Below are 26,763 nucleotides of genomic sequence, written 5' to 3'. Positions count from 1 at the left end.
CTCAGAAGCCCTGGGCCAGTCGGTGGTACGCCTGGTTCCAGCGGATCTCCTTGGTGAAACCGCGCATGGTCGTGTCGTTGTCGATGACCAGCAGCTCGGTGCGCATCATCTCGGCGAAGTCGTCGATCTCCTCGACGCCGACCGCGGTGGACAGCACCGTGTGGTGCGGGCCACCGGCCGTGAGCCACGCCTGGGTGGAGGTCCGGAAGTCCGGCTGCGGCTCCCAGACCGCCCGCGCCACCGGCAGTTTCGGCAGCGGCTCGGTCGGGGCGACCACGTCCACGGCGTTGAGCACGAGGCGGAACCGCTCCCCCATGTCGGCGATGCCGACGATGACCGCGGCGCCCGGGTCGGCGTCGAAGACCAACCGGACCGGATCCTGGCGGCCGCCGATGCCCAGCGGGTGGATCTCGGCCTTGGGCCGGGAGCTGGTGATGGTGGGACAGACCTCGAGCATGTGGGCGCCGAGGATCTTCTCCTCGCCGGGGACCAGGTGATAGGTGTAGTCCTCCATGAACGACGTCCCGCCGGAGCGGCCCTCGCCCATGGCCTTGATGGTGGCCAGCATGACGGAGGTCTTCCAGTCACCCTCGCCGCCGAAGCCGTAGCCGTCGGCCATCAGCCGCTGGACGGCGATGCCCGGGAGCTGCCGGAGCCCACCCAGGTCCTCGAAGTTGGTGGTGAAGGCGCCGAAGCCGCCGGCGGTGAGGAACTGCCGCATGCCGAGCTCGATGCGTGCCGCGTACCGCAGCGACTCCCGCTGCTCGCCGCCGGGCCGCAGCGACGCCATCACGTCGTACTGCTCGTCGTAGGTCGCCGCGAGGGTGTCCACCTCGGCGTCGCCGACGGCGTCGACGATCTCGACGAGGTCGTTGACACCGTAGGTGTTCACCGAGACGCCGAACCGGCGCTGCGCCTCGACCTTGTCGCCCTCGGTGACGGCCACGTCGCGCATGTTGTCGCCGAAGCGGGCGAGCTTCAGGCTGCGGATCTTCGCGGCCCCCTTGGCGGCGCGGACCCAGGAGCCGACCGACGCCTGGACCTCGGGATGGGCGGCGTACCCGGCCACGGTCTTGCGGGCCGCTCCGAGCCGGGTCTGGATGTACCCGAACTCGCGGTCACCGTGCGCGGCCTGGTTGAGATTCATGAAGTCCATGTCGATCTCGGCCCACGGCAGCGACTCCCCCGCCTGCGTGTGCAGGTGCAGCAGCGGCTTGCGCAGCGCGTCGATCCCGGCGATCCACATCTTCGCCGGCGAGAACGTGTGCATCCAGGCGACGACACCGACACAGTCGTCGCCGGAGTTCGCCTCGAGCATCGTGCGGCGGATCGCGTCGGCGGTGGTGAGCACCGGACGCCAGACCACGTCGGCGTCGATCTCCTTGGCGGCGTCGAGGGTCTCGGCGATCTCGCGGGACTGGGCGGCGACCTGGTCGAGGGTCTCCGGGCCGTAGAGGCCCTGGCTGCCGGTGAGGAACCACACCTGCGCTCGTGATGCTGTCAACGTCGTCGTCCTTGCTGTGAGGGGTGGTGCAGACGGGGATCTGCTCAGAGGGTGACGCGGCCGCCGGGAGGTCCGGGTCGCGGTCGGGGGTCGTGCCGTCGGGTCAGTGCTGTCCGTACGCGTTCTGGTAGCGGTCGTACAGCGCGTCGATGTCGGTCTGGTCGATCGGATGGACGGCGCCACCCTGGCGGGCCATGTGCACGGTGCGGGCGACCTCCTCGCACATCGCGGCCGCCTTGACCGCGGCGCGGGCGGTCCCGCCGACGGTGAACGGGCCGTGGTTGGCCATCAGGACGGCCTTGGAACGGCTGTGCCGCAACGTCTCCACGATGCCGCGGCCGATGGAGTCGTCGCCGATGAGGGCGAACGGGCCGACCGGGATCTCACCGCCGAACTCGTCGGCCATCATCGTCAGCACGCACGGGATGGGCTCGCGGCGGGCGGCGAACGAGGTGGCGAACGTGGAGTGAGTGTGGACGACGCCACCGACCCGGTCCATGTGCCGGTAGACGTAGCCGGCGGCGGCGGCGTCGGAGGACGGCGCGTGGTCGCCCTCGACGACGGTGCCGTCGAAGTCGGTGACGACCATGTTCTCCGGCGTCAGGTCGTTGTAGTCGACCCCGGACGGCTTGACCACCAGCAGGTCGGCGCCCGGGACCCGGGCGGAGACGTTGCCGGCGGTCCAGACGACCAGGTCGTAGCGGGTGAGTTCGGCGTGCAGGTCGCTGACCTCGCGCCGCAGGCGGGTGATCTCGGCGGCGATGCTCAGCGGGCTCACTGGAAGGCTTCCTGTTCGGTGTCGGCGGGCGGGGCGGCGTCGACCTGAGGGCCGGCGACCCCGGCGCCGGCCGCCCGGCGGCGGCTCACGGCGTCCCGCTTGATGGCCTTGAGCCGGCGCATCACCGACGATCCGCCGCGGCCGAAGTGGTCGTGCAGGGCGGTGTACTCGGCGAACAGCACGTCGTAGGCGGCGGCGTTGTCCGGGTTCGGGGTGTAGACGGCGTCGGACTTGCTGCCCATCACCGCGGCGGCGGCGGGCACGTCCGGGTAGGCACCGGCGGCGACGGCGGCGTGGATGGCCGATCCGAGGGCCGGGCCCTGGGTGGAGGTCGCCAGCGACAGCGGCAGGTTCGTCACGTCGGAGTAGATCTGCATCAGCAGCGCGTTCTTCATCAGACCACCGACGACGACCAGTTCCGTCACGGGAACCCCGGCGGCGTTGAAGGTCTCGATGATGGTGCGGGTGCCGAAGGCGGTCGCCTCCAGCAGCGCGCGGTAGGTGTCCTCGGGTTTGGTCGCCAACGTCTGTCCGACGACCAGGCCCGACAGTTCGTGGTCGACCAGTACCGAGCGGTTGCCGCTGTGCCAGTCCAGCGCGATGAGGCCGTGCTCGCCGACGGCCTGCCGCGCGGCCAGCTCGGTGAGGTACTCGTGGATCGAGACGCCCTGCGCGGCAGCGACCTCCGCGTAGTCGGCGGGAACCCCCGTGCGGGTGAACCAGCCGAAGATGTCACCGACGCCGCTCTGGCCGGCCTCGTAGCCGTAGAGCCCCGCGGTGATGCCGCCGTCGACGACGCCGCACATCCCCGGGACCTCGACGAGTCCGGTGCCGTTCATGACGTGGCAGGTCGACGTGCCCATGATCGCGACGAGCTGTCCGGGCGCGATCGCGTTCGCCGCGGGTGCGGCCACGTGCGCATCGACATTGCCCACGGCCACGGCGATCCCGGCGGGCAGACCGGTCCAGCCGGCCGCCTCCTCGGTCAGCGTCCCGGCGGCGGAGCCGAGCTGGCCGATGGGCTGGTCGAGCTTGTCCTCGACGAAACCGGCGAAGGCCGGGTTGAGCGCGGCCAGGAACCCCTGGGACGGGTACGCACCGTCCTGGCGGATGCCCTTGTAGCCCGCCGTGCAGGCGTTGCGGACGTAGCGGCCGGACAGCTGCCAGATGATCCAGTCGGCGGCCTCGACCCAGCGCTCGGTGCGGGCGTAGACCTCGGGGTCGTCCTCGAGCAGCTCCAGCCCCTTGGCGAACTCCCACTCGGAGGAGATGAAGCCGCCGTACCGCGGCAGCCACGACTCCCCGCGCTCGCGGGCCAGGGCGTTGATGCGGTCGGCCTGCCCCTGGGCGGCGTGGTGACGCCACAGCTTCACGTAGGCGTGCGGGCGGTCGGCGAACTCGGGGAGGTCGCACAGCGGCGTGCCGTCGGCGGTGGTCGGCACCATCGTGCAGGCGGTGAAGTCGGTGCCGATGCCGATGACGTGCGCCGGGTCGACGCCGGCCGCGGCGATGGCGGCGGGCACGGCCTGCTTCAGCACGTCGGTGTAGTCCGACGGAACCTGCAGCGCCCATTCCGGCGGCAGCGGCGCGCCGGTGCCGGGCAGTGTCTCGGAGACGACACCGTGGGTGTACTCGTGCACGGCGGAACCGAGTTCGGCCCCGTCCCGCACCCGGACGACGACGGCCCGGCCGGACAGGGTGCCGTAGTCGACACCCACCACCAGTGCTTCGTCATGATCAGCGTTGACCACTGTGCCTTGCTCCTGTCTTCCCCGGCGTCGAGCTGTTGTCCGATCACCCGGCGGTCATATTGTTAGCGTTAACACAGCAGCGCGTCAAGAGGCACCGGACGGACGGCACCCTGATCGCCACCGCGGGACCCGGGACGGAGCTCAGCGGGCGGCGCGCGCCGCGGTGCTCCCCCGCACGACGAGCTCCGGCGGCACCAGCACCGGCTCGAGCGCCGGGCGGCCCTGCAGGGCCGACGACAGCAGGTCGATGCAGCCGACGCCCAACGACGAGAAGTCCTGGCGCACGGTGGTCAGGGGCGGTGAGAAGAACGCCGCTCCCGGGATGTCGTCGAAGCCGACGACCGAGATGTCGTGCGGCGCACTGAATCCGGCCTCGTGCAGGGCGAGCAGCAGCCCGAGGGCCATCTCGTCGTTACCGGCGAAGACGGCGTCGGGCAGTGCGCGCCGCACGAGCTGCCGGCCGGCGTCGTACCCGGACTGGGCCGACCAGTCGCCACGCAGCAGCCGCCCCTCGGGCAACCCGGCGGCGGCGGACTCGAGCTCCCACCCGCGCTGGCGGGCGGTGGAGTCCAGCGAGTCGGCCGGCCCTCCGATGAAAGCGAGGCGGCGGTGCCCGAGGTCGACGAGGTGCCGGGTCGCCATCCGGCCGCCGAGCAGGTGGTCGACGGCGGTCACGTAGACGCCGTCGTGCGGAGCGGCCAGCGGGGAGATGGTGACGACCGGCATCGGCAGCCCCGCCGTCAGGCGGTCGTCGGCGAGGTCCGGCGTGGAGGCGATGATGACGACACCCTCGACACTCTGGTCCTGGAAGTGCTCCAACGCCGCCTGGATCTGCTCGGCCGAGGTGTCGGCCAGGCTGACCAGCGACACGTAGTACCCCGCCTCGCGGGCGGCGGCCTCGAGCGCGAGCATCACGCTGGTGGGCCCGTAGAGGGCGCTGCGCGCGGTGACCACCCCGAGGGTGCCCGAACGGCGGGTCACCAGCGCCCGGGCCGCGGTGTTGCGGCGGTACCCGAGCTCCTCGATGGCCGCGAGCACCCGGGCCCGGGTCTCCTCGCGGACCCGGGGGTGGGCGTTGAGCACCCGGGACACGGTCTGGTGCGAGACACCCGCCGCCCGGGCCACGTCGTACATGCCGGGCGCCCGGGGGCGCACGAGCGGCTGGTCGGTGTTCACGTCCGACGGCCCCCTTCCCGTTGGCTGATCGTCAGAATGTACGTCCCGGCCGGGACGGCGTCCCAGCGGCGGGCCGGGATGCCGGCGCGCGACCACCAGCGGTCCTCCGGTGAGCCGTGTCCGAAAAGTGACCTCAGCCACTTGACGCGCTTGGGTGTGAACGTTAACACTATCCCTGCAGGTCGAAGGAGACCCGCCCTCGGTCACAGCGCGAGGCGATCCCGGATCGGAAGGTCGACCACCGGCACCACGTTCGCCCCTCGCCGACAGCGTCGGCGATCCGCGACAGCTCCCGGTCCGAGCTCCCGTCAGGTATCCCCGTACTACCACCAGGTCCACCAGCGTCGGAGGATTGCAGTGCTCAAGAAGACCTTCACGACAGCCGCGATCGCGGCGGTCGCCCTGACCCTCGCCGCGTGCGGCGGCAGCGACAGCGCCGCCCCGAGCAGCTCGTCGGCCCCCTCGTCCACCAGCGCGAGCAGCAGCGCGAGCAGCACCGCCGGCTCGTCCTCCGCCTCGAGCTCCGCGCCGTCGGCGTCCTCGTCGGGCTCGGAGAGCAGCGCCCCCGCCGCCGCCGGGGGCGAGCTGCCTCCGGTCGACCCCGCCGTCCTCGACGGCGCCGTCCTCGGCTTCGCCCAGGTCGGTTCGGAGTCCGGCTGGCGTTCGGCCAACACCGACTCCATCAAGGCCGCCGCCGAGGCGAACAAGGTGGACCTGCAGTTCACCTCCGCCGAGGGTGACCAGGCCAAGCAGATCGCCTCGATCAAGACCTTCATCACGCAGGGCGTCGACGTCATCGCCTTCTCCCCGGTCGTCGAGACCGGCTGGGACGCCGTCCTGCAGGAAGCGGCCGACGCCGACATCCCGGTCATCCTGACCGACCGTTCGGTCACCGCCGACCCCAGCCTGTACAAGACCTTCATCGGCTCGGACTTCATCGCCGAGGGTGAGAAGGCCGCGACCTGGGCCAAGACCGAGTTCGCCGACGCCGACGCCGTCAACATGGTCGTCCTCGAGGGCACCACGGGCTCCGCGCCGGCCAACGACCGCAAGACCGGCTGGGAGAACGTCCTGGGCTCCGACGCCAAGTTCACCACCCTGGCCTCGCAGACCGGCGACTTCACCCGTGACGGCGGCAAGAAGGTCATGGAGGGCTTCCTGGCCACCTACCCCGACATCGACCTGGTCTACGCACACAACGACGACATGGGCCTGGGCGCCATCGAGGCCATCGAAGCCGCCGGCAAGGTGCCCGGCAAGGACATCAAGATCGTGACCATCGACGCCGTCAAGGCCGGGATGGAAGCCCTGTCCGCCGGCAAGATCAACTACATCGTCGAGTGCTCGCCGCTGCTGGGTGACCAGCTGATGCAGGCCGCCAGCGCCGTGCTGAGCGACCAGGAGATCCCGGCCCGCATCGTCACCATCGAGGGTGAGTTCGACCAGGAGCAGGCCACCGCCGCGCTGCCGGACCGCAAGTACTAGGAAGCACGTACCAGGAAGTCGGCACCACCCGCTCCCGCAGGTAGCACCCACGGGAGGGCCGGACGCGACCGTCCGGCCCTCTCCCCTGGACCCGCCTGCGCGCCACTGCCAGACTCGGTGGCGCGCAGGTGACTCATTCCTCCCGTCGAGGATCGCTCCACCCGGCCGGCGTCGACCGAGAACGGGTTCAGCCGGATCCGGGCTCCACGAAAGGTCGTCCATGACGCCGAGCAGCACACCCATCGTCGAGATGAACGACATCAGCATCTCGTTCCCGGGCGTCAAAGCACTGCAGCACGTCGCGTTCCGGCTGTTCCCCGGCGAGGTCCACTCGCTCATGGGTGAGAACGGCGCGGGCAAGTCGACCCTGATCAAAGCCCTGACCGGTGTGTACACGATCGACTCGGGCACCATCCGGGTGGGCGGCACCGAGGTCGCGTTCAACGGACCGGCGCAGGCCCAGGCGGCGGGCATCGCCACCGTCTACCAGGAGGTCAACCTGGTCACCAACCTGACCGTCGCCGAGAACATCATGCTCGGCCGTGAACCCCGCAAGCTGGGCCTCATCGACTGGCGCGCGATGCGCAAGCGGGCCCGCGCGGTGCTCACCTCGCTCAACCTCGACATCGACCCGTCGTCGATGCTGGCCTCGCACTCGATCGCGGTGCAGCAGCTCGTCGCCATCGCCCGCGCCGTGGACATCAACGCCTCGGTGCTGGTGCTGGACGAGCCGACCTCCTCGCTGGACGCCCGCGAGGTCGCGGAGCTCTTCACCATCATCCGGCGGGTCCGCGACAACGGCGTGGCCGTGCTGTTCGTCTCGCACTTCCTGGACCAGATCTACGAGATCTCGGACCGGATCACGGTGCTGCGCAACGGCGAGCTGGTCGGCGAGTACCCGATCGCCGAGCTCCCCCGCATCTCGCTGATCTCGAAGATGATCGGCAAGGACTTCGCCGCGCTCGAGGAGCTCGAGGCCGGCACCAAGCGCGACGCCCGCGACCGGGTCGAAGGTGGCGCCTTCCTCACCGCCGAGGGTCTCGGCCGCAGCGGCTCGGTGCAGCCCTTCGACCTGGAGATCCACCCCGGTGAGGTCTACGGCCTGGCCGGTCTGCTGGGCTCCGGGCGCACCGAGGTCGCCCGGCTGCTCTACGGCGCGGACCGCAACGACGCCGGCGACACCGCCGTCAGCGGCACCCCGGTGAAGCTGAAGAGCCCGCGCGTGGCACTGGACCGCAAGATCGCCTTCGCCTCGGAGAACCGCAAGGCGGAGGGGCTGATCGGCGACCTGTCGGTGCGCGCCAACATCGTGCTGGCCATGCAGTCGGCCCGCGGCTGGCTGCGGCAGATCCCCCGCCGCACCCAGGACGAGCTGGCCGACAAGTACATCAAGGCCCTCGACATCCGCCCGGCCAACCCGGACGCGCTGGTGCGCAACCTTTCCGGCGGCAACCAGCAGAAGGTGCTGCTCGCCCGCTGGCTGATCACCGAGCCCAGGCTGCTCATCCTGGACGAGCCGACCCGCGGCATCGACGTCGGCGCCAAGGCGCAGATCCAGAAGCTCGTCGCGTCGCTGTCCGACGACGGGATGGCCGTCGTCTACATCTCCGCCGAGATGGAGGAGGTGCTGCGACTGTCCCACCGCATCGGCATCATGCGCGACCGCGTGAAGATCGCCGACATCGTCAACGAGGGAGTCACCGTCAACGACATCATGGAGCGGATCGCCGCCACCGGGGATGCCCCCGACGGCCCCGGGACGCCCACCACCACCGCCGCGGCCGGACAGCAGGTGTCGGCATGAAGAAGCTCACCGCGAACCGGCTGGTCTGGCCCGCGCTGGTCCTCGTCGCACTGCTCGTCGCGAACTTCGTCGCGAACAACTCGTTCTTCTCCGTCACCGTCCTCGACGGCAACCTGTTCGGACCGGTCGTGGACATCCTGCGCCGCGCCGCACCGATCATCCTGGTCGCGCTGGGTATGACGCTGGTCATCGCCACCCGCGGCATCGACCTGAGTGTCGGTGCGGTGGCGGCGATCTCCGGTTCCTGGGCGTCGATGTACATCATCGACTCCGGCGACCGCGGCTCGGTCACCGTCGTGCTCACCGCCGTCGGCGTCGCGCTGCTGATGGCCGTCGTCGCCGGCGCCTGGAACGGCTTCCTGGTGTCGGTGCTGGGCATCCAGCCGATCGTGGCCACCCTGGTGCTGATGACCGCCGGCCGCGGCCTCGCCCAGGTCATCACCGGGGAGAAGATCCTCTACCCCGACAACTCCCCCGCCTACAAGCTCATCGGCGGCGGCTACTGGCTGTCGGTGCCGTTCTCCATCCTCATCGCCGGCGCCATCTTCGGCATCACCGCGCTGCTCACCCGGCGCACCGCCCTGGGCACGCTGATCGAGTCCGTCGGTGTCAACCCCGAGGCGAGCCGGCTGGCCGGTGTGCAGTCGCGGTCCATCACCTGGATCGTCTACATCTTCGCGGGCCTCTGCGCCGGCCTGGCCGGGTTGATGCTGACCTCCAACTCGACGTCGGCCGACCCGAACTCCATCGGCCTGTTCATCGAGCTGGACGCCATCCTCGCCGTCGTCATCGGCGGGACATCCCTGGCCGGCGGCCGGTTCTCGCTGGCCGGCACGCTGATCGGCGCGTTCATCATCGAGACGATGGACAACTTCATCGTCATCGCCGTGTCGCCGCGGACCACCGACGTGTTCAAGGCCTGCGTGGTCATCGTGGTCTGCATCATGCAGTCGCCGCAGGCCCGGGCCTGGATCGCCGGCCTGTTCAGGCGCGGGAGGTCCGGTGGCGGCGACACCTCGACCGGCTCCCCGGTGACCGCCACCCCGCTCTCCGGCAGCAGCCCCGCGACGCCCGGCACGACCGCCGGTGCGGCCGCCCCTGCCGTCACCCCGACCCCCACCCTGACCCCGACAACAGGGACGAGGACCTCATGACCACGGTTGTCCAGGACTCGCCGGCGCCCGCGCCGCCGAAGAAGCGCCGGCCGCTGAGCCGTTTCCAGCAGTACTCCCAGATCGGCGCCACCGTGGTGCTGCTCGCGATCATGCTGGTCGTCGGCGCCACGCTCTACCCGAACTTCACCTCGGGTCAGGCGTTGCTCGACCTGTTCAGCAAGAACTCGTTCCTCATCGTGCTGGCGGTGGGCATGACGTTCGTCATCCTGACCGGCGGTATCGACCTGTCGGTCGGTGCGGTGATGGCGCTGGGCACCGTGGTGGCGGCGACGCTGCTGCAGCAGGGGTGGCCGGCCCCGGTGGTCATCCCGGTGGTCCTGGTCGTCGGCGGTGGCCTCGGCTTCGCAGTCGGGATGATGATCCACCACTTCAAGATCCAGCCGTTCATCGCGACGCTGGCCGCGATGTTCCTCGCCCGCGGCCTGTGCCTGGTCATCACCGACCGGTCGATCGCCATCGACAACGGCTTCTTCCAGACGATGAACCAGGCCCACGTGGACCTCTGGGAGGCGACCACCACCAACGCCCGCGGCCGCACCCGCGTCACCGAGGTGTACACCACCCCCGCCGTGCTCATCGCCCTCGGCGTCCTGGTGATCGCCTTCGTGGTGCTGCACTACACGCGCTTCGGCCGCACCGTCTACGCACTGGGCGGCGGCGAGTCGTCGACCAACCTGATGGGGCTGTCGGTGGCGCGCACCAAGGTCGCGGTCTACACCATCAGCGGGCTGTGCGCGGGCCTCGCCGGCATCCTGTTCTCCTTCTACACCGCCTCCGGCGACCCCGTCGCCGGCATCGGGTACGAGCTGAACGCGATCGCCGCGGTGGTCATCGGCGGCACCCTGCTCGCCGGCGGGTCCGGTTACGTCCTCGGGTCGCTGCTGGGCGTGCTGACCCTGGGCGTCATCTATGCCTACAAGGAGTTCGACGGTGACCTGAACACCGGCTGGACGCGCGTGATGATCGGTGTGCTGGTGCTGTTCTTCATCGTGCTGCAGCGGGTGCTGGTGGCACGCCGACGGTGAACTCCGGAGTGCCGGGAGGCCGGTACCCGTCACGGGTACCGGCCTCTCGTGTGTTCCCGGTCGGACGCGCTCAGCCGGCGTCGACCGACAGCGTGACGTCGATGTTGCCGCGGGTGGCCCGGGAGTACGGGCACATCTGGTGCGCCTTCTCGACCAGGTCCTGCGCGACGGCGTGCTCCAGGCCGGGGATCTCGACGTGCAGCGCCACGGCGAGCTGCGGACCACCCTCACCACCGACGAACGAGACGTCGGCGACCACCGCGGAATCGGTGAGGGTCTGCTTTTCGATGCGGGCCACGGCCTTGAGCGCGCTGTGGAAGCACGCCGCGTAGCCGGCCGCGAAGAGCTGCTCGGGGTTGGTCAGCGCACCGCCGGGGCCACCCATCTCCTTCGGCACCGCGAGGTCGAAGTCCAGCACACCGTCGGAACTGGCGACATGGCCGTTGCGGCCCTCACCGGAGGCGGTGGCGGAGGCGGTGTAGATGGCGGTGGCGGTGCTCACGGCAAGAATCTCCTGACGGGTCGGGGACGTGCTCTCGACCCAGCACAAGTCCCGTCGGCGCCGATCCATTCCCCGGGGACGCGGTCGACCGTCCCCCTCCCCCGCCCGCCCGCGCCGCGGGTCCGGACCGGGTCCGGGTCAGTGTCCGTCCACGTCGGAGTCGATGCCCACGTCCGGTCCCCGGTCCAGGGTGGCGAGCTGGGCCATGTCGTCCTCGTCGAGCTCGAAGTCGAAGACCTGGGAGTTGGTGGCGATCCGGGTCGGGTCGGCCGACTTCGGCACCGGAACCAGGCCCTGCTGCACGTGCCAGCGCAGCACGATCTGGGCCGGCGTCCGGTGGTGCCTGCCGGCCAGTTCCTGCACCGGGTCGGCGTGCAGCAGCTCGCCCCCGGCACCGATCGGGCTGTAGGACTGGATCACGATGTCGTGCGCGGCCGCGTACTCGCGCTCGGCCCGGCGGGGCGTGAACGGGGACAGCTGCACCTGGTTCACCGCCGGCACCACCGAGGTCTCCGCGGCCAGCGTGGCCAGGTGTGCCGGCTTGAAGTTCGACACCCCGATGGCGCGGGTGAGCCCGTCGGCGAGGAGCCGCTCGAACGTCCGCCAGGTGGAGACGAACTCACCCCGGGCCGGCAGCGGCCAGTGGATGAGCAGCAGGTCGACGTGGTCCAGGCCGAGCCGCTCCAGTGAGCCCTGCAGGCCGGCGACCGCGCGGTCGGCGCCCTGGTAGGTGCCGTCCAGCTTGGTCGTGATGAACAGCTCGTCACGGTCCAGCCCGCCGAGCGCGACGGCCCGTCCGACGCCGGTCTCGTTGCCGTACTTGACGGCGGTGTCGATGTGCCGGTAACCGACCTCGAACGCGGCGAGCACCGCGCCTTCGGCCTCGTCGTCGTCCAGCGGCCAGGTGCCCAGCCCCAGCTGCGGCATCGGACCGCCGTGGTTGAGGCCGACGAGGGGGATGTGGGCGACGGTCATGCCGACGCCCCGGCCGCGTCGCGGGCGTCGAGCTGCGCCGCCACGTCCGGCGGGAAGCCGCCGGTGGCCACCGGCCCCCACCTCGTGGGGGTGATGCGGATCAACGACTTGTTCTGCAGGCGCATCGCGGCGCGGTACTCGTCCCAGTCGGGGTGCTCACCGGCCAGGCTGCGGTAGTAGTCGACCAGCGCGTCCTCGGCCTCGGGCATGTCCAGGACCTCGGCGGTGCCGTCGATCTGCACCCAGGGGCCGTCCCAGTCGTCGCTCATCACGCACACACTCACCTCGGGGGTGCGCGCGGCGTTGGCCGTCTTCGCCCGTCCGGGATACGTCGAGATGATCAGCCGCCCCTCGCCGTCGACGCCACCGCTGACCGGCGAGAGCTGCGGGCGGCCGTCGGTGCGGGTGGTGGCGAGCAGCAGGTGCCGGCGGGTGCGCACGAACTCCAGGAGCTCGTCGAGCGGCACGGCGGTGGTGGTCGCGACGGATCGTGGCATGCGGTCAGCGTAGTCACGGGGACGCGACCGACCCTCGGGGCCATAAGGTCGGTGGCGATGATGACGCACGCCGACCGGGTCGACCGGTTGCTCTCCGGACCGCGACCGCTGCCCATCGTGCCGGCCGGGCTGCCCGTGCTCCGGCGGCCCGCCGACCGCTACGACGGCCAGCTCGACGACGCGGTGCTGACCGAGCTGATCGCGGCGATGCGCGAGAGCATGCACGCCGCACCGGGGGTCGGCCTCGCGGCGCCGCAGGTCGGGATCGGCCTGCAGCTGACCGTCCTCGAGGACTCCGCCGAGGTGGCCGAGGACGTCGCGGCCGCCCGTGACCGGCGTCCGCTCGATCTCCTGGTGCTGCTCAACCCGGTGTACACCGCGGTCGGCGACGATCGGGCGTTCTTCTACGAGGGCTGCCTGTCGGTGCCCGGCTACCAGGCGGCCGTCGACCGGCCGGCCGCGGTGCACCTGAGGGCGTCAGCTCCCGACGGATCGACCATCGACGCCGAGTACTGGGGCTGGCAGGCCCGCATCGTCCAGCACGAGACCGACCACCTGGCGGGCACGCTGTACCTGGACCGGGCCGATCTGCGCTCGCTGTCGGAGAACGGGGTGTACCAGGCGCTGTGGGCCGGCCCGTCGGTGGACCGGGCCCGCGAGCACCTCGGGTTCTGATCGACTGTCGGCACGGTGCGCGCCCGCGCGCCGGAGAGTGAGGGGCATTCATGCGTGTCGGGGTCGTCATCCTCCCCCAGTTCGACGCCGCCGAGACCACCGCGCGCTGGAAGGCGCTGCAGGACATGGGCTTCGCACACGGCTGGACCTACGACCACCTGGCGTGGCGGGACCTGGCGGACGAGCCGTGGCACGCCACGATGCCGACGCTGACGGTCGCGGCGCTGGCGACGTCGACGCTGCGGATCGGCACCTGGGTGACCAGCCCGAACTTCCGGCACCCGGTGACGCTGGCCAAGGACCTGATGACGCTGGACGTGCTGTCGGGCGGCCGGATGACCGCCGGGGTGGGCGCGGGCGGGCTCGGCTGGGACTCCCGGGTGTTCGGCGCGGACGACCTGCCGCCGCGGGAGCGGGTCGACCGGCTGGCCGAGTTCGTCGAGCTCACCGAACTGCTGCTGCGCCGGCCGGTCACCAGCTTCGAGGGCGCGCACTACCGGGCGGTGGACGCGCATCTGCTTCCGGGGTGCGTGCAGCGTCCCCGGTTGCCCATCGTGGTGGCGGCCAACGGGCCTCGCAGCATGCGGATCGCCGCCCGGTTCGGTGACGGCTGGGCGACGGTGGGCTCCCCCGCCGACGACCTCGACTCCTGGTGGCGCGGCATCGCGGAGCTGGCCGACCGGTTCGCCGGGATCACCGCCGAGCGGCCCGGTGTGGCCCGCTACCTCAACCTCGACAGCGCGCCGGTGTTCTCGCTGCGCAGCGTCGACGTCTTCGACGACGCGGTGGGCCGGGCCGCCGCACTGGGCTTCACCGACGTGGTGGTGCACTGGCCGCGGGAGTCCAAGCAGTTCGTCGGTGACCCCGCGGTGCTCGAGCAGGTGGCCGGTCGACTCGGGCCCGGCGGCACCGTCTGACCCGGGCGGGCTCTCCGGTGGGCGATGAGCGACGGGCGACGGCGACCGGCCGCGCTGAGGACGGGAGCGGCACGGTGACCCAGGCGGACCCGGGTGGGCTGCGGCCCGCCGTGCTGCGCAAGGCGATCGTGCTGGCGGTGATCCTGGCCCTGCTCGGAGTGGCCGCCGCGTCGGACGCCGCCGCCGGGGAGCCGTTCGACGCCGGCGGGGTGTTCCTCCCGGTCGGAGCGGTGCTGGTGCTGCTGCTGAGCCGCCCGACGTTCGCCGTGGTCGACCGTCACCGCCGGCCGCTCACCGGGGTCGCCGGACTGGTGATCGTGGTGCTGGTCGCGGTCGGGCTGGCCGGTGGGCCGGGGCCGTTCCGGCTGATCGCGGCGGTGCTCTTCGCCGGCGTCGGAGTGCTGTTCGTGGCCGGCGCGCTGCTGCCGTCGGTCGCCGCCCGGCTGCCGGGCTTCTTCCCGGGCCTCGGACGCTGATCGGGCGCCGCCGCCCGACCACCCCCGAGTACGCACCTCCGACGGAATCTCGCGGGCCTCCCGGTCGCCCGGGGCACCCACCGGGAGTCACCGCCGCGGCTGGATGCCCCGGCGGCGCGGCGCGACGGGCGGCGCCGGTGCCCGGGCCGCCAGGACGGCGACGGCCAGAGCGACCATGGCGAGCCCACCGACCGACGTCACCCACGGGCCGACGGCGGCGGTCGCGACGTCACCCTCGACCAGCAGGCCGGCGACGTCGCCCGGACGCAACGCCCGGTACAGCCCCCAGCCGACGACGAACAGACCCACCGCGACCGCCCCGGCCGCGGCCACCTTCGACGTCCGGACCACGACCCCGAGCCCGGCCACGACCCCGAACCCGGCCAGCACCGTCGGCAGCAGGGCCGGCCGGTAGGAACCGACGCCGCCGAGGCTGGTGATCACCTCGTTGATGTTGTCGCCGGCCGCCGCCCCGGGGCCGCCGCTGATCGCCCCCCACCCGCTCAACGACGAGCTGTCGGCGCCGGCGAGGGCGACGTCGGCCCAGGTCAGGAATCCGAACAGGATCAGCAGCAACCCGGTCAGGACGATGCCGGCCCCGAGCAGCCGTCCGGTGCGGGGCGTCACGCCACGGTCCCCGCCGCAGGGCGGCCGGCGGGCCTCGAGAGGTCGGTCATCGGTCTATTGTGTGCAGGGCGGGAGCGGGAACCGGCGGGAACCCGCGCACGGGGCGGGACCCGCCCCACGGCGCCCGGGACGGCTGGCAGGATCGACCGGGGCACGGGCACGTCCGCTGCCCGCCCCCACCCACGACACGGAGGCCCGGTGCCGCTCGCCATCCTGCTCGACTTCGACGGCACCGCCTACGTCGGCGACCTCGCCGTCCAGGCCTACGCCCGGCGCGTTGCCGAGCTGGTCGACCCGACCACCGCCACCCTCATCATCGGCGGCATGCGATCGTTCCTGGAGGGCCGCGTCGCGCCGCCCGGCGTCCCCGACGTCTTCGCCACCGCCGAGGACGGCTACGAGGTGGTCCACGCCATGAGCGACGGAGCCGGGGTGCCCCTGGACGCGCGTCGTGCCGCCTACGCGCAGAGCCGGGAGGATGTCGTGCGCAGTGCGTTCGCCCTCGACGCGCAACCCGGACTCACCGACTGGCTCGACGGTCTCGACGAGTCCGACCAGGTGTGGCTGGTCACCAACGCCCCCGAGGCGGGCATCGCGGAGGTGCTCGACGCGGTCGGGCTGACCGCCGCCGTGGACCGGATCATCAGCGGGGCCGGCAAGCCCGACGGACTGCGCGCCATCGCCGCGGACGCCGTCGCCCGCACCGGCGACCCCCGCCGCGTCCTGGGCATCGGTGACCGCTGGGCGGCCGATCTCGCCGCCGTCCACGAGGCGGGCGGCCGCACCGCGCACATCGACCGCTTCGACCGTCGCCTCGGCACGCCGACGTGGCGCGCGACCGAACTCGCGCCGCTGCTGCCCGCCCTCGTCCGCTGGTCGACCGATCCGGAGGCCCCCGTTGACCGCTGAGCCGATGCCGCCGACGGCGGGAGGACCGACGCCGGTGACCCCCGACGGAGAGCCTCCCGAGGTCGCCGGACACACGATCGTGCACCTGTCGGACTGCCACCTGACGTCGACCGGTGTGCTCTACAACGGCGTGGTCGATCCGGAGGTCACGCTGGCCGCGGTGGTGGCCGAGCTGCGCCGCGGGCAGGCCAACGGGCACCGCTTCGACGCCATCGTGCTGTCGGGGGACCTGACCGACACCGGCGACCCGGACGCCTACCGGCGGCTGCGGGCCGCGGTCGAACCCCTCGGGGTGCCGCTCGTGTACGCCACCGGCAACCACGACGTCCGGGTGGCGTTCCACCGTGAGCTCCTCGGCGTGGACGACACCGATCCCCGGGTACAGCGGATCCTGCTCGGCGACCGGCTGCGGATCGTCACGCTGGACAGCACCATCGTCGGCAAGGGACACGGCCGCCTGACCGACGACACCCTCGCCGAGCTCTCGCGCATCCTCGGCACGCCCGCGCCGGACGGCACCGTCGTGGTCCTGCACCACGCGCCGGTCCCGCCGCCGACCCCGCTGCTGACCTACTTCACCCTCGAACGGGCCTCCCGCCGCGCGTTGGCCGACGTCATCGCCGGCACCGACGTCCGGCTGGTGCTGGCCGGGCACCACCACCTGGCGCAGAGCGGCACGCTGGGCGGCGTGCCGGTCGCCGTGGCCGGGTCCACCGCCATCCGCACCGATCCCCTCGGCCCGGCCGGCCACGAGCACACCACCCGGTCCACGGCGTTCAACCTGGTGCGGCTGTACCGCGACACGCACACCGTCTCGGTGATCCCGGTGGACGGGGCCGCGACCGTGTTCGACCTCGATCCGGCGGGCTGCGCGGCGGTCGTGGCGGCCCACCCGGTGGACTGACGCATTCCCCGTCGCGCGCTGTGACCTGCTGGCATACTTCGCCCCGGAGGTTTCCCGCCCGCACGGCCCCAGGAGCACGTCATGTCGGATCCGTACCAACCGCCCCAGAACCAGCCGCAGCAGCCGCAGCAGTACCCGCAGTATCCGCAGCAGGGCCAGGCGTACCCGCAGCAGGGCGGCTCCGGGCCGTACCCGGGCCACCAGCAGTACCCGGGTCAGCAGGGCTACCCGCAGCAGCAGGGGTATCCCCAGCAGAACTACCCGCAGCAGGGCTACCCGGGCGGCGGCTACGACGACCCGAGCCGGGCGGCGGGGAAGACCGCCACCCCGACGACCGTCACCGCGGCCTTCGGCGTGTACGTCCTGACCGCGGTGATCGCGCTGATCGGCATCGTGCTCGCGCTGAACTCCGACATCTGGGACCAGGCCGTGCGGGAGGCCGGCGCCAGTGCGCAGCGGGACCTCAACGGGGTGTCGGTGCAGAGCGTCGTCAACGTCGCCAAGGGCATCCTCATCGGCGTCGGTGTGGTGTTCTTCGGGTTGTACCTGCTGTTCGCGTTCAAGATGCGTGCCGGCCGCAACTGGGCCCGCATCACCCTGACCGTGCTGTCCGCGCTGTCGCTGCTGTCCACGGTCAACGCGACCGGCTCGGTCACGGTGGCCGACCGCACCTACACGTCGTCCACGTCGTCGCTCACCGGGTGGATCGGCGCCGTCCTCGCCATCGCGGGCATCGTGCTGATGTACCTGCCGGCGTCCAGCGAGTACTTCCGCACGGTCAAGGCCAACCTGCTGCAGCGGAAGCTCCAGCAGTACCGCTGAACCAGGCGGGCAGCGACGGCACCGCCAGCACCACCCAGCAACCGAGCAGCAGCGCCGGCCCGAACGCGATGGCCGAGCGCAGGCCGAACCGCCGGGTCACCACGCCGGCCAGCCCGACGAGTGACCCGGCGAGGAAGCCGCCGAACATCCCCAGCAGCACCGCCGGCCACGACACGTAGCCCAGCGCGATCCCCAGGCCGAACGCGAGTTTGGCGTCACCGCGGCCCATCGCGTCCGGCCGGAGGGTCGCCAGCAGCAGGAACAGCCCGCCGACGGCGGCGCCGGCGACCGCCGCCCGCCCCAGGTCTCCGGTGCCGCCGCCCCACCACCGGTCGATCGCGCACACCACCAGGGTCAGCGGCACGGCCGGCAGGGTCAGCGCGTCGGGCAGCCGGTGGTGGCGCAGGTCCACCGCGGCGAGCGGAACGGCCAGCACCCCGACCCAGAGCACCAGCGGCCACGGCCCGTCGGGGAACGACGACGCTCCACCGAGGCCGGCGAGGAGCGCGGACGCCACCTCCAGCGGCCCCGGGCGCACCACGGTCCCCCGGCGCAACCGGCCGAGCAGCACCCGGGACGCCGCGCCGGCGGCGGCACCGCCGAGGGCGCAGAGCGCGGGGACGAGCCAGCTGGACATCGACCCACTGTGTCAGACCGACTGCGCGCAGCGACGGACCTGTCCCCACCTCGGTGCGAGGCACCGTTCCGCACGGCTCCGGACCGGGACCGACCCGGGGGCGACCAGCCCGGCTAGGGCTCCCGGGGCCGGCCTGGCCGGCCGCGCACCGACGTCCTCGCGGCGAGCCGCGACGCGTGCGGTGGCCCGGACCGCGCGGCGGGCGCATCGCGGTCCACGGCGACGCGGTCGCGGCGACGCGGTCGCAGCGGCGGCGTCGCAGCGGCCGGGTCACGGCGGCGGCGTCGGGGCGCGGTCACCGCGCGGATTCGACGTGCGTCAGTACGGCAGCGGCAGCGTCGCGCCGGCGGCGGCGATCAACGCGTCCCGCATCGCCGCCCGCGGAGCCGCCCGGCCGGTCATCAGCTCGACCTGACGGAACGCCTGGTGCAGCAGCATGTCCAGCCCGGTGACCGTGATGCGGCCGGCGGCACCCGCGGCGGCCAGCGCGGTCGGCCAGGGGTGGTAGATCGCGTCGAACAGCACCGGAACGCCGGCCAGCGGTGCGGCCAGTGCGTCCAGCGCACCGGCCGGCGCGGTGGCCACGGCGACGTCGACCTCGGCGGCGACCGCGGCGATGCCGTCCGGATCGAGCGCGGCGTGCCGGGCTCCGAGCCCGAGCGCATGCGCGAGTTCCAGGGCGGCGGCGGTGCTGCTCTCGCGGCGGCCCGCCACGACGAGGTCGGTGACGCCGAGCTCGGACAGGGCGAGCAGCGCCGCCATGCCGGTGCCGCCGGCTCCGATGATCAGGCCCCGTCGCAGTCCGGTCGCGCCGGCGGCGGTGAGTGCGCCGGCCACACCGTCGACGTCGGTGTTCTCCGCGGCCCAGCCGCCGTCGTGCCGGACGAGGGTGTTGGCCACCCCGAGCCGTCGGACCCGGGTACTGCGGTCGTCGGCGATGGCCGCCGCCCCCGGTTTGCCGGGCATGGTCACGCTGAAGCCGGCCCACCCGGTCCCGCTGCGCCGCACGATGTCGGGCAGCAGCGCGCCGTCGGCGCCGATGTCGATGGCGTCGTAGGTCCATCCGGTCAGCCCCAGCGCGGCGTAGGCGGCGCGGTGCAGGACGGGTGAGAGCGAGTGACCGACCGGGGATCCCAGGACCGCCGCGCGCCGCGGATCAGCCGAAGACACCAGCCGCCCGGGCCTGTTCCACGCATGCGTTGTGTGCTTCGAGGGTCGCGCTGAAGCAGGACTGGCCGGTCTTGGGGTTGACCTTGACGAAGTACAACCAGTCACCGTCGGCGGGACGGAGGGCGGCGGCCAACGCGTCCGGTCCGATCCCGCCGATCGGGGTGGGTGGCAGCCCCTCGTGCGCGTAGGTGTTGTACGGGCTGCCCGCGTCGAGGCGGTCCGCCTCGGTGGTGGCGATCTGCGACTCGTTCCTGGCGTAGTTGACCGTCGAGTCCAGCTGCAGCCGCATGGGCACCCCGAGCCGGTTCTGGATGACCCGGCTGACCTTGCCCATGTCGCCGGTGATCGCCTCCCGTTCGATGAGGGAGGCGATGACGGCCAGCTCGTACGGGTCGTCGCCGTTGGCGCCGGCGGCCTGCGTCGAGATGCCGCTGGTGTTCCAGTACACCGCGGAGGCGCCGAGCAGGTACCGGAGCACCACGGCGGGGTCGTCGGTCGGCGGGATGTTGTAGACGCCGGGGGCGATCATGCCTTCGAGACGATGGTCCAGGTCGGGATTGGCCGCGACCCGCTGGACCGCCCAGTCGACGAGGCCCATCGAGGCGACATCGGCGGTGCGGATCTGCTGCCACAGCTCGTCGGTGGTGAAGCAGTCGGCGACGCCGTTGAGCGGGACGCAGGCGGCCTGGGTGATCTGGGTGACGTACCCGGGCGACGCCGTCTCACCGGTGGGGGTGCGGGTGTCGGCCAGGGTGACGCCCGGGATGAGGTCGATCCGGCCCACCCGGTTCTGGTCGTCGAGCAGGGCCGCGACCGCGGCGGACGCCGACGCACCCTGCCGCACCTTGTAGTAGCCGGGTTGGATGCCCCGCATCCCGTCGTCGCCGTCGGCGTCGGCGACGAACGCCTCGACGCTGGCCACCACTTTGGCGTCGAAGAGGGCGGTGCCGATCTGGCGCGAGCCGTCGTTGGCGTTGACCCGGACCACGGTCTCGGTGGTGCCGGCGCCGACGAAGTCCGCAGGCGGCACGACCTCCTCGGTCGACCAGGTCCGGACCAGGAAGAACGTGCCCCCGGCGATGAGGAGCAGCACGATCACCGCGACCAGCGACGAGCGGCGTCGCCGTCGCCGCCGGTTCTCGTCGGCCAGCCGCAGGGCCCGCCGCTCCCGGGTCGGCTCGCGCGGGAGGGTCGCCTGGTCGGTGCGGGACGTCCGGAGCGCGGCGCGCAGCTCCGCCATGTCGTATTCACCGGTGTGGTCGGTTCCCCCCGAGCCGCGACCGTCCGGATCGTCGGTGTGCCCGAACAGTCCGAGTGAGTCCTTCACCCCGCGTCGCCCCGGCTCCGCCGGATGTCGAGGTGCTGCTGGAGGATCTGCACCGCCGCCACCTGGTCGACCGTCGCCCTGGCCTTGCGGCCGCGCACACCGCGCTCGGCGAGGATGCGGTTCGCGGTGACCGAGGTGAACCGTTCGTCGACGAAGACGATGGGGACGGCGATGCGCGGCTGCAGACGACGGACGAAATCGCGTGCGGCGGTCTCGGCGGGACCTTCGCGTCCGGAGAGCGATCGGGGTAGCCCCACGACGACCTCCACGACGTTGTTCTCGTCCACCAGGGCAGCGATCCTGTCGAGCACGGCCGCCGAACGACCGTCCCGGGCGAACGTGCCGACCGGGGTGGCGAGGATCCCGTGCGGGTCGCTGATCGCGACACCGACCCGCACGCTACCCACGTCCACCCCCAATCGCACCCCTGCGGGCGCCGGCGGTGTGTCGTCTGAGACCGACCTCACCCGTTCGATCCACCGAGGGTGACGCGCAGTGACGCGAGGGCGTCGTCTGTGCCCGCGGCGTTCGTTCCCGAGCCCTGGGCGAGCTCGGGGCGGCCACCACCGCGGCCCTGGATGTCGGGCAGGAACGCCTTGACCAGCTCACCGGCCTTGAGTCCGGTGGCCAGGGCGGCGTCGGTGACGGCGACGACGAAGGGCACGGTGCCGTCCACCTCACCGAAGAGCGCCACCACCGCCGGGCGGCCGCCGAGGCGGCCCTTCACGTCGCCGGCCAGCGCACGCAGGTCCCCGGCGGAGGTGCCGGACGGCAGCGCCGCGGCGACCAGCTCGACGTCGCCGAGGCGCTGGGCGCCGTCGACGAGCGAACCCGCCGACGACAGCACCGCGGCCGCCCGCATCGCGGCGAGCTCCTTCTCCGCGGTCTTCAGCCGCTCGACGAGCCCGGCGACCCGGCTCGGCAGTTCCTTGGACGGCACCTTGAGCAGGCCGGTGAGGTTCTCCAGCAGCGCGCGCTCGGCGGCGAGGTGGTTGAACGCGTCGAACCCGACGTAGCTCTCGACCCGTCGCACCCCGGAACCGACGCTGGACTCCCCGAGGAGCACCAGGCTGCCGACCTCCGACGAGCGGGCGACGTGGGTGCCACCGCAGAGTTCCAGCGACCACGGGCCGCCGATCTCCACCACGCGGACGACGTCGCCGTAGACCTCGCCGAACAACGCGACCGCCCCGCGGGCCTTGGCCTCGGCCACGGTGGACAGCGACGTGGTGACCGCGAGGTTGTCGGTGATGGCCCGGTTCGCCGCGGCCTCGATCTCGGCCCTGGCGGACCCGGACAGCCCGCCGGACCAGGTGAAGTCCAGCCGCAGGTAGCCGGGCTTGTTGTACGAGCCGGCCTGCAGGGCGTCCGGGCCGAGGAGTTCACGCAGGGCGGCGTTGACCAGGTGGGTGGCCGAGTGCGCCTGGTTGGCGCGCGCCCGGTTGGCGGCGTCGACGGCGGTGATCACCGAGGCACCCTCGGTCAGCTCGCCCTCGGTGACGCGGACCTGGTGCACCCAGAGCTTGCGGGCGATCTTCTGCACGTCGAGCACCTCGGCGGACAGCCCGGAGCCGAGGATCTGACCCGCGTCGGAGTCCTGGCCGCCGGCCTCGGCGTAGAGCGAGGTGCGGTCCAGGACCACCTCCACGATGTCCCCCGCCTTCGCGGCGGGAATCCGCTCACCGTCGGCGATGAGGCCGCGGATGGTTCCCTCGCTGGTCAGCTCGTCGTAGCCGGTGAACTCGGTGGCGCCGAGCTCGAGCAGTTCCCGGTAGACGTGCTGGTCGGCGAACCCGCCCTTGCGGGCCTTGGCGTCGGCGCGGGCACGGGCTTTCTGCTCGTCCATCAGCCGCTTGAAGCCGGCGACGTCCACGCTCAGACCGACCTCGTCGGCCATCTCCAGCGTCAGGTCGAGCGGGAAGCCGTAGGTGTCGTGCAGGGCGAAGGCGGTCGAGCCGCTGACCGCGCTGCTGCCGGCCGCGGTGGTCTGCGCGGCGGCGTCGGTGAACAGCTTCGACCCGGACTCCAGCGTCTTGCGGAAGCTGTCCTCCTCGGCGACCGCGACCCGCAGGATGCGGTCGAAGTCGGTGGCCAGGTCGGTGTAGATCGGTCCCAGCAGGTCGCGGACCTGGGTGAGGAGCGTGGCCATCACGGGTTCGGTCACGCCGAGCAGGCGGATGGACCGGATGACCCGGCGGATCAGCCGGCGCAGCACGTAGCCGCGGCCCTCGTTGCTGGGGGTGACCCCGTCGGCGATGACCAGCGCCGCGGACCGGACGTGGTCGGCGATGACCCGGAACCGGACGTCGTCGGTGTGGTTCTCGCCGTAGGTACGGCCGGACAGCTGCTCCGCGGTCGCGATGAACGGACGCATCAGGTCGGTCTCGTAGACGTTGTCCACGCCCTGCAGCAGGAACGCGACGCGCTCGACGCCCATGCCGGTGTCGATGTTCTTCTCCGGCAGCGAGCCGACCGGCGGGAAGTCGTACTTGGGGCTGTCCTCCCCGCGGACGTCCTGCATGAAGACGAGATTCCAGATCTCGATGTAGCGGTCCTCGTCGGCCACCGGGCCGCCGGGGAGGCCGTATTCCGGGCCTCGGTCGTAGTAGATCTCCGAGCAGGGGCCGCCGGGGCCGGGGACGCCCATGTCCCAGTAGTTGTCCTCGCCGCCGCGGCGCTGGATCCGCTCGGCGGGCAGCCCGGCGATCTCCTCCCACAGCCGGATGGCCTCGTCGTCGTTCTTGTAGACGGTCACCCAGATGCGCTCCGGGTCGAAGCCGAGCCCGCCGTCCTCGACGGAGCTGGTGATCAGCGTCCAGGCGTGCGTGATCGCGCCGGCCTTGAAGTAGTCGCCGAAGGAGAAGTTGCCGGCCATCTGGAAGAACGTGCAGTGCCGGGTGGTCTGCCCGACGTTCTCGATGTCCAGCGTCCGCAGCACCTTCTGCACGCTGGTGGCGCGCGGCCACGGCGGGGTCTGCTGGCCGAGGAAGTACGGCTTGAACGGGGCCATCCCGGCGATGGTGAACAGGACGGTGGGGTCCTGGCTGATCAGCGAGGCCGACGGCACCACGGTGTGTCCGTTGCGCTGGAAGTACTCCAGGAAGCGGCGTTGGATCTCCAGGGTCTGCATGCGTGGGTCCTCGCTCGTGTGGTGCGTGCTGCGGAATCGGGTGGTGCACGGCCGGCGGCTGGACGACGGCCGTCGTCCATGATCCCTCGTGCGGGCGGCTGGTCGCGAACCCGGTGGGACCGGGCGCCGGGAGCCGAGGTCCGCGACGTGGCACGGACCCGGTCGGGGCGGGTCGGGCATCTCGGCCACGCGGGGCGCCCGTGACGGGGCTGTCGTCCGACGGCGCCTCCGCGGGTGCCGCCGGAGCGCCGGGTCAGGTGCGCTTGCGCCGGCGGGGACTCCAGCGGTCGGCGGCCTCGGCCAGCGGCCGGGCCGGACCGGCGAGCTCCGGTGGCGTGCGGACCACGACGCCGGTGGCTTCGTCGATGACGGCGACCAACTGGGACTCGCGCTCCTCCATGCCGGCCCTGACGTCGGCGGCGAAGGAGCCGACCGCGTTGCCCAGCTCGGCGATGGCGTCGGCGACGTTGCCGGCGACCGAGGTCGGGGTCAACGCGGCCATCGCCTGCTCCTTGGCGCGGCGGGTGCGGCGGGTGGCGGCCACGCCCAGGGCGGCGCCGACGGCGAGGTAGAAGGTGCGGCGCATCAGCGGCTCAGCCTCTTGGCGTTCTTCTGCGCCTTCTTCACGGCCTTGGCGCTGCGGGCCGAGAGGGCCTTGCGGACGCCGTAGGTGAACGAGGCGGCCCGGACGGCGGGACCGCCGAGGGTCGCTGCGACGATGCTGACCAGACCCGAGACGTTGCCGGTGATGGCGCTCGCGGCGTTGGTGACCCCGGTGATGTGCTTGAGGTTGGTGTTGACCAGCCCGAGGGTGGCGTCGGCCTTGCGCAGCACGGGGCGGGTGTCGGTCTGGGTGTTCGCGATGGCCTCACGGGCCGCGTCCATGGTCTTGCCGACCTTGATCAGCGTGAGGACGGCGACGACCGCCAGGATCAGAAATACGCCCGCGATAACGAGGAGGGCAATTTCTCCCACCGTCATAGGTGTCTCCTTGCCGGCCGAGATGAACGGATCACTCCGCTGCCGGCAAGGGTCGCCGGGCACGCAGAAGACTACCCGGCGCCACCGGCGGGGAAGCGGAGCGGCGGGCCGGTGGGCGGCCGCTCCGCTCACGGAAGCGGAATCCGGGCGCGGAACGCGACACCGCCCGGACGGCCGGGTGGGCCGTCCGGGCGGTGGGACGCCGATCGGGTCGCGACGTCGGTCGGTGTGGGCTGCGCGCCGGTGTGGCGGTGCCCGTCGGGGTCGGGACTGCCCGTGGGTGTCGGGACGGAGTCGGGGTCGGGACGGAGTCGGGGTCGGGACGGAGTCGGTGTCGGGACGGAGTCGGTGTCGGTGTCGGGACGGAGTCGGTGTCGGTGTCGGTGTCGGGACGGAGTAGGTGTCCGGACTGCCGGCCGCGCGGGTCCTGACGGGTCAGACCTTCTCGCGGAACTTCCAGGCCTGGGCGTAGGAGGTCTTGCCGTTGGTCCGCAGCACCGAGCCCTGGTAGAGACGGGCGGCGAGCAGCACCACCACGGTGGCGGTGGCGGCCAGGACGGCCAGTGAGATCAGCGGTTCGACGACGCCGACCTCCCCGTTGAAGATGCGCACCGGCATCGCGGTGGGGGCCGAGAACGGCACGTACGACAGCCAGGTCATCAGCGTCGGCTGCGAGCTGCCGTAGATGACGCCGAAGAACGGCAGCATCACCAGCAGCTGCACCGGCGTGGTCGCGGAGCCGAGGTCCTCGATGCGGCTGACCAGGGCGCCGGCGACCGCCCACAACCCGGCCAGCAGCAGGAATCCGAGCAGGAAGAACGGCACGAACCACAGGATCGCCTCGCTCAGCTGGGCCAGCACGTCGCCGGAGAACAGGTCGGTGCCGCTGATCCGCATCCCGACGAGCGCGGCGGCGACGATCAGCACGATCTGCCCGACGGCGAGGACGGTGTTGCCCAGGACCTTGCCGGCCAGCAGGGCCCGCACCGGGATGGCGGCGACCAGGATCTCGACGATGCGGGTCTGCTTCTCCTCCACCACGCTCTGGGCGATGGACAGCCCGAACGTCAGGGACGTCATGAAGAAGATGATGGCGAAGGCGAACGGGATCAGGAACGCCAGCGCCGGGTCGACCGACGACGGCTCGAGCAGCTGGACCGGGGTCGGCAGCGACAGGCTGGTGACCAGATCGGTCGGCGCCTCCTCGAGGGCGACGATGCTGACCCCGAACGGCGACGTGCCGGCGGTGTCGGGGATGAGGGCGGCGTCGACGCTGCCGTCGCGGACGAGCGCTTCGGCGGCGTCCGGGGTGGCGGCGACGGTGACCTCGGCACCGGCGGTGGCTGCCGCACGCTGGGCGGCGTCCCCGACCGCGGCGACGGTGGTGGCCCCGCCGGAGAAGAACGACGGCAGGATCGTCGCCGCCGCCACGATCACGAGCGTGAACAGGCTGCCGATGAGGAAGGCCCGGTCACGCAGCTTGACCCGCATCTCGCGCTTGGCGACCAGCATGGTG

26 protein-coding genes are annotated in these 26,763 nt (G+C 72.1%); 10 read left to right on the top strand and 16 right to left on the bottom strand.

Annotated elements, in window-relative coordinates; all coding sequences use genetic code 11:
* Position 1: 1 nt before the first annotated feature.
* The 4 genes from araA to DB033_RS01945 all read right to left on the bottom strand — a co-directional run bounded on the left by araA (position 2) and on the right by DB033_RS01945 (position 5,209).
* Positions 2–1,504 carry an L-arabinose isomerase gene (araA, locus tag DB033_RS01960; protein ID WP_111765221.1) on the bottom strand — a complete coding sequence of 501 codons (1,503 nt, stop codon included), beginning with the start codon at positions 1,502–1,504 and terminating at the stop codon, positions 2–4.
* 103 nt (positions 1,505–1,607) lie between these two features.
* The gene (locus tag DB033_RS01955; RefSeq protein WP_205843609.1) at positions 1,608–2,282 is read right to left on the bottom strand and encodes an L-ribulose-5-phosphate 4-epimerase; all 675 of its coding nucleotides are present in this window, start codon (positions 2,280–2,282) and stop codon (positions 1,608–1,610) included.
* A complete protein-coding gene (gene araB, locus DB033_RS01950) occupies positions 2,279–4,033 on the bottom strand; it encodes a ribulokinase (protein ID WP_111765220.1) in 1,755 nt (584 codons plus the stop codon). The genes DB033_RS01955 and araB overlap by 4 nt, the downstream gene beginning before the upstream one ends.
* 141 nt (positions 4,034–4,174) lie before the next feature.
* Entirely contained in the window at positions 4,175–5,209 is a 1,035-nt protein-coding gene (locus DB033_RS01945; RefSeq protein ID WP_205843608.1) for a LacI family DNA-binding transcriptional regulator, read from the bottom strand.
* Positions 5,210–5,566: 357 nt separating this feature from the next.
* On the opposite strand from DB033_RS01945, the gene DB033_RS01940 reads away from it, so the two are divergent.
* From DB033_RS01940 to DB033_RS01925, 4 genes are all read left to right on the top strand, one after another.
* Complete coding sequence (locus DB033_RS01940; RefSeq protein ID WP_205843607.1) at positions 5,567–6,694, top strand: ABC transporter substrate-binding protein; 1,128 nt, start codon at positions 5,567–5,569, stop codon at positions 6,692–6,694.
* A gap of 220 nt (positions 6,695–6,914) precedes the next feature.
* On the top strand, positions 6,915–8,498 hold the full coding sequence (locus tag DB033_RS01935; protein ID WP_111765219.1) for a sugar ABC transporter ATP-binding protein: 1,584 nt from the start codon (positions 6,915–6,917) through the stop codon (positions 8,496–8,498).
* The gene (locus tag DB033_RS01930) at positions 8,495–9,652 is read left to right on the top strand and encodes an ABC transporter permease (protein ID WP_111765218.1); all 1,158 of its coding nucleotides are present in this window, start codon (positions 8,495–8,497) and stop codon (positions 9,650–9,652) included. The genes DB033_RS01935 and DB033_RS01930 overlap by 4 nt, the downstream gene beginning before the upstream one ends.
* Entirely contained in the window at positions 9,649–10,698 is a 1,050-nt protein-coding gene (locus DB033_RS01925; RefSeq protein ID WP_111765217.1) for an ABC transporter permease subunit, read from the top strand. The genes DB033_RS01930 and DB033_RS01925 overlap by 4 nt, the downstream gene beginning before the upstream one ends.
* A 70-nt stretch (positions 10,699–10,768) precedes the next feature.
* Here the strand turns inward: DB033_RS01925 and DB033_RS01920 are convergent, their stop codons facing one another.
* The 3 genes from DB033_RS01920 to DB033_RS01910 all read right to left on the bottom strand — a co-directional run bounded on the left by DB033_RS01920 (position 10,769) and on the right by DB033_RS01910 (position 12,672).
* Entirely contained in the window at positions 10,769–11,200 is a 432-nt protein-coding gene (locus DB033_RS01920; RefSeq protein WP_205843606.1) for an organic hydroperoxide resistance protein, read from the bottom strand.
* A 138-nt stretch (positions 11,201–11,338) separates the two neighbouring features.
* Complete coding sequence (locus DB033_RS01915; protein WP_111765215.1) at positions 11,339–12,175, bottom strand: aldo/keto reductase; 837 nt, start codon at positions 12,173–12,175, stop codon at positions 11,339–11,341.
* Entirely contained in the window at positions 12,172–12,672 is a 501-nt protein-coding gene (locus tag DB033_RS01910) for a PPOX class F420-dependent oxidoreductase (RefSeq protein ID WP_111765214.1), read from the bottom strand. Before DB033_RS01910 ends, DB033_RS01915 begins: the two co-directional genes overlap by 4 nt.
* 57 nt (positions 12,673–12,729) lie before the next feature.
* On the opposite strand from DB033_RS01910, the gene DB033_RS01905 reads away from it, so the two are divergent.
* The 3 genes from DB033_RS01905 to DB033_RS01895 all read left to right on the top strand — a co-directional run bounded on the left by DB033_RS01905 (position 12,730) and on the right by DB033_RS01895 (position 14,740).
* A complete protein-coding gene (locus DB033_RS01905) occupies positions 12,730–13,347 on the top strand; it encodes a peptide deformylase (RefSeq protein WP_111765213.1) in 618 nt (205 codons plus the stop codon).
* 50 nt (positions 13,348–13,397) lie between these two features.
* Entirely contained in the window at positions 13,398–14,264 is an 867-nt protein-coding gene (locus DB033_RS01900; RefSeq protein WP_111765212.1) for an LLM class flavin-dependent oxidoreductase, read from the top strand.
* Positions 14,265–14,338: 74 nt separating this feature from the next.
* Positions 14,339–14,740, top strand: coding sequence for a hypothetical protein (locus DB033_RS01895; RefSeq protein WP_111765211.1), 402 nt, complete (start codon positions 14,339–14,341; stop codon positions 14,738–14,740).
* Positions 14,741–14,827: 87 nt separating this feature from the next.
* Here DB033_RS01895 and DB033_RS01890 read toward each other — a convergent pair whose 3' ends face one another.
* Positions 14,828–15,367, bottom strand: a complete 540-nt coding sequence (locus tag DB033_RS01890) for a hypothetical protein (protein ID WP_111765210.1) — start codon at positions 15,365–15,367, stop codon at positions 14,828–14,830.
* A 198-nt stretch (positions 15,368–15,565) separates the two neighbouring features.
* Here DB033_RS01890 and DB033_RS01885 point away from each other — a divergent pair, with 198 nt between their 5' ends.
* From DB033_RS01885 to DB033_RS01875, 3 genes are all read left to right on the top strand, one after another.
* A complete protein-coding gene (locus tag DB033_RS01885; RefSeq protein ID WP_111765209.1) occupies positions 15,566–16,276 on the top strand; it encodes an HAD family hydrolase in 711 nt (236 codons plus the stop codon).
* Positions 16,277–16,310: 34 nt separating this feature from the next.
* Positions 16,311–17,180 carry a metallophosphoesterase family protein gene (locus DB033_RS01880; RefSeq protein WP_157970455.1) on the top strand — a complete coding sequence of 290 codons (870 nt, stop codon included), beginning with the start codon at positions 16,311–16,313 and terminating at the stop codon, positions 17,178–17,180.
* Positions 17,181–17,261: 81 nt separating this feature from the next.
* Entirely contained in the window at positions 17,262–18,002 is a 741-nt protein-coding gene (locus DB033_RS01875; protein ID WP_111765207.1) for a hypothetical protein, read from the top strand.
* Here the strand turns inward: DB033_RS01875 and DB033_RS01870 are convergent.
* The 8 genes from DB033_RS01870 to DB033_RS01835 all read right to left on the bottom strand — a co-directional run bounded on the left by DB033_RS01870 (position 17,959) and on the right by DB033_RS01835 (position 26,759).
* Positions 17,959–18,639 carry a prepilin peptidase gene (locus DB033_RS01870; RefSeq protein WP_111765206.1) on the bottom strand — a complete coding sequence of 227 codons (681 nt, stop codon included), beginning with the start codon at positions 18,637–18,639 and terminating at the stop codon, positions 17,959–17,961. The genes DB033_RS01875 and DB033_RS01870 overlap by 44 nt on opposite strands.
* Positions 18,640–18,957: 318 nt before the next feature.
* The gene (locus tag DB033_RS01865) at positions 18,958–19,809 is read right to left on the bottom strand and encodes a shikimate dehydrogenase (RefSeq protein WP_111765205.1); all 852 of its coding nucleotides are present in this window, start codon (positions 19,807–19,809) and stop codon (positions 18,958–18,960) included.
* Positions 19,796–21,136 (bottom strand): endolytic transglycosylase MltG, encoded by a 1,341-nt coding sequence (gene mltG / locus DB033_RS01860; RefSeq protein ID WP_111765204.1) that lies wholly within the window; start codon positions 21,134–21,136, stop codon positions 19,796–19,798. The genes DB033_RS01865 and mltG overlap by 14 nt, the downstream gene beginning before the upstream one ends.
* Positions 21,133–21,549, bottom strand: a complete 417-nt coding sequence (gene ruvX, locus DB033_RS01855) for a Holliday junction resolvase RuvX (protein WP_240615685.1) — start codon at positions 21,547–21,549, stop codon at positions 21,133–21,135. The genes mltG and ruvX overlap by 4 nt, the downstream gene beginning before the upstream one ends.
* A gap of 50 nt (positions 21,550–21,599) precedes the next feature.
* Entirely contained in the window at positions 21,600–24,266 is a 2,667-nt protein-coding gene (gene alaS / locus DB033_RS01850) for an alanine--tRNA ligase (RefSeq protein WP_111765202.1), read from the bottom strand.
* Between the two features lie 253 nt (positions 24,267–24,519).
* The gene (locus DB033_RS01845; protein WP_205843605.1) at positions 24,520–24,852 is read right to left on the bottom strand and encodes a hypothetical protein; all 333 of its coding nucleotides are present in this window, start codon (positions 24,850–24,852) and stop codon (positions 24,520–24,522) included.
* Positions 24,852–25,247 (bottom strand): DUF948 domain-containing protein, encoded by a 396-nt coding sequence (locus tag DB033_RS01840; protein ID WP_111765201.1) that lies wholly within the window; start codon positions 25,245–25,247, stop codon positions 24,852–24,854. Before DB033_RS01840 ends, DB033_RS01845 begins: the two co-directional genes overlap by 1 nt.
* Positions 25,248–25,682: 435 nt before the next feature.
* Positions 25,683–26,759: an ABC transporter permease gene (locus DB033_RS01835; RefSeq protein ID WP_420814040.1), complete on the bottom strand. Its 1,077-nt coding sequence runs from the start codon at positions 26,757–26,759 to the stop codon at positions 25,683–25,685.
* Positions 26,760–26,763: the final 4 nt, after the last annotated feature.

Origin of the sequence: Nakamurella deserti (assembly GCF_003260015.1) — a bacterium.
Taxonomy (GTDB): Bacteria; Actinomycetota; Actinomycetes; order Mycobacteriales; family Nakamurellaceae; genus Nakamurella; species Nakamurella deserti.
Note: the sequence above shows the minus strand (reverse complement) of the source record. Positions and strands in the feature narration are given on the sequence as shown.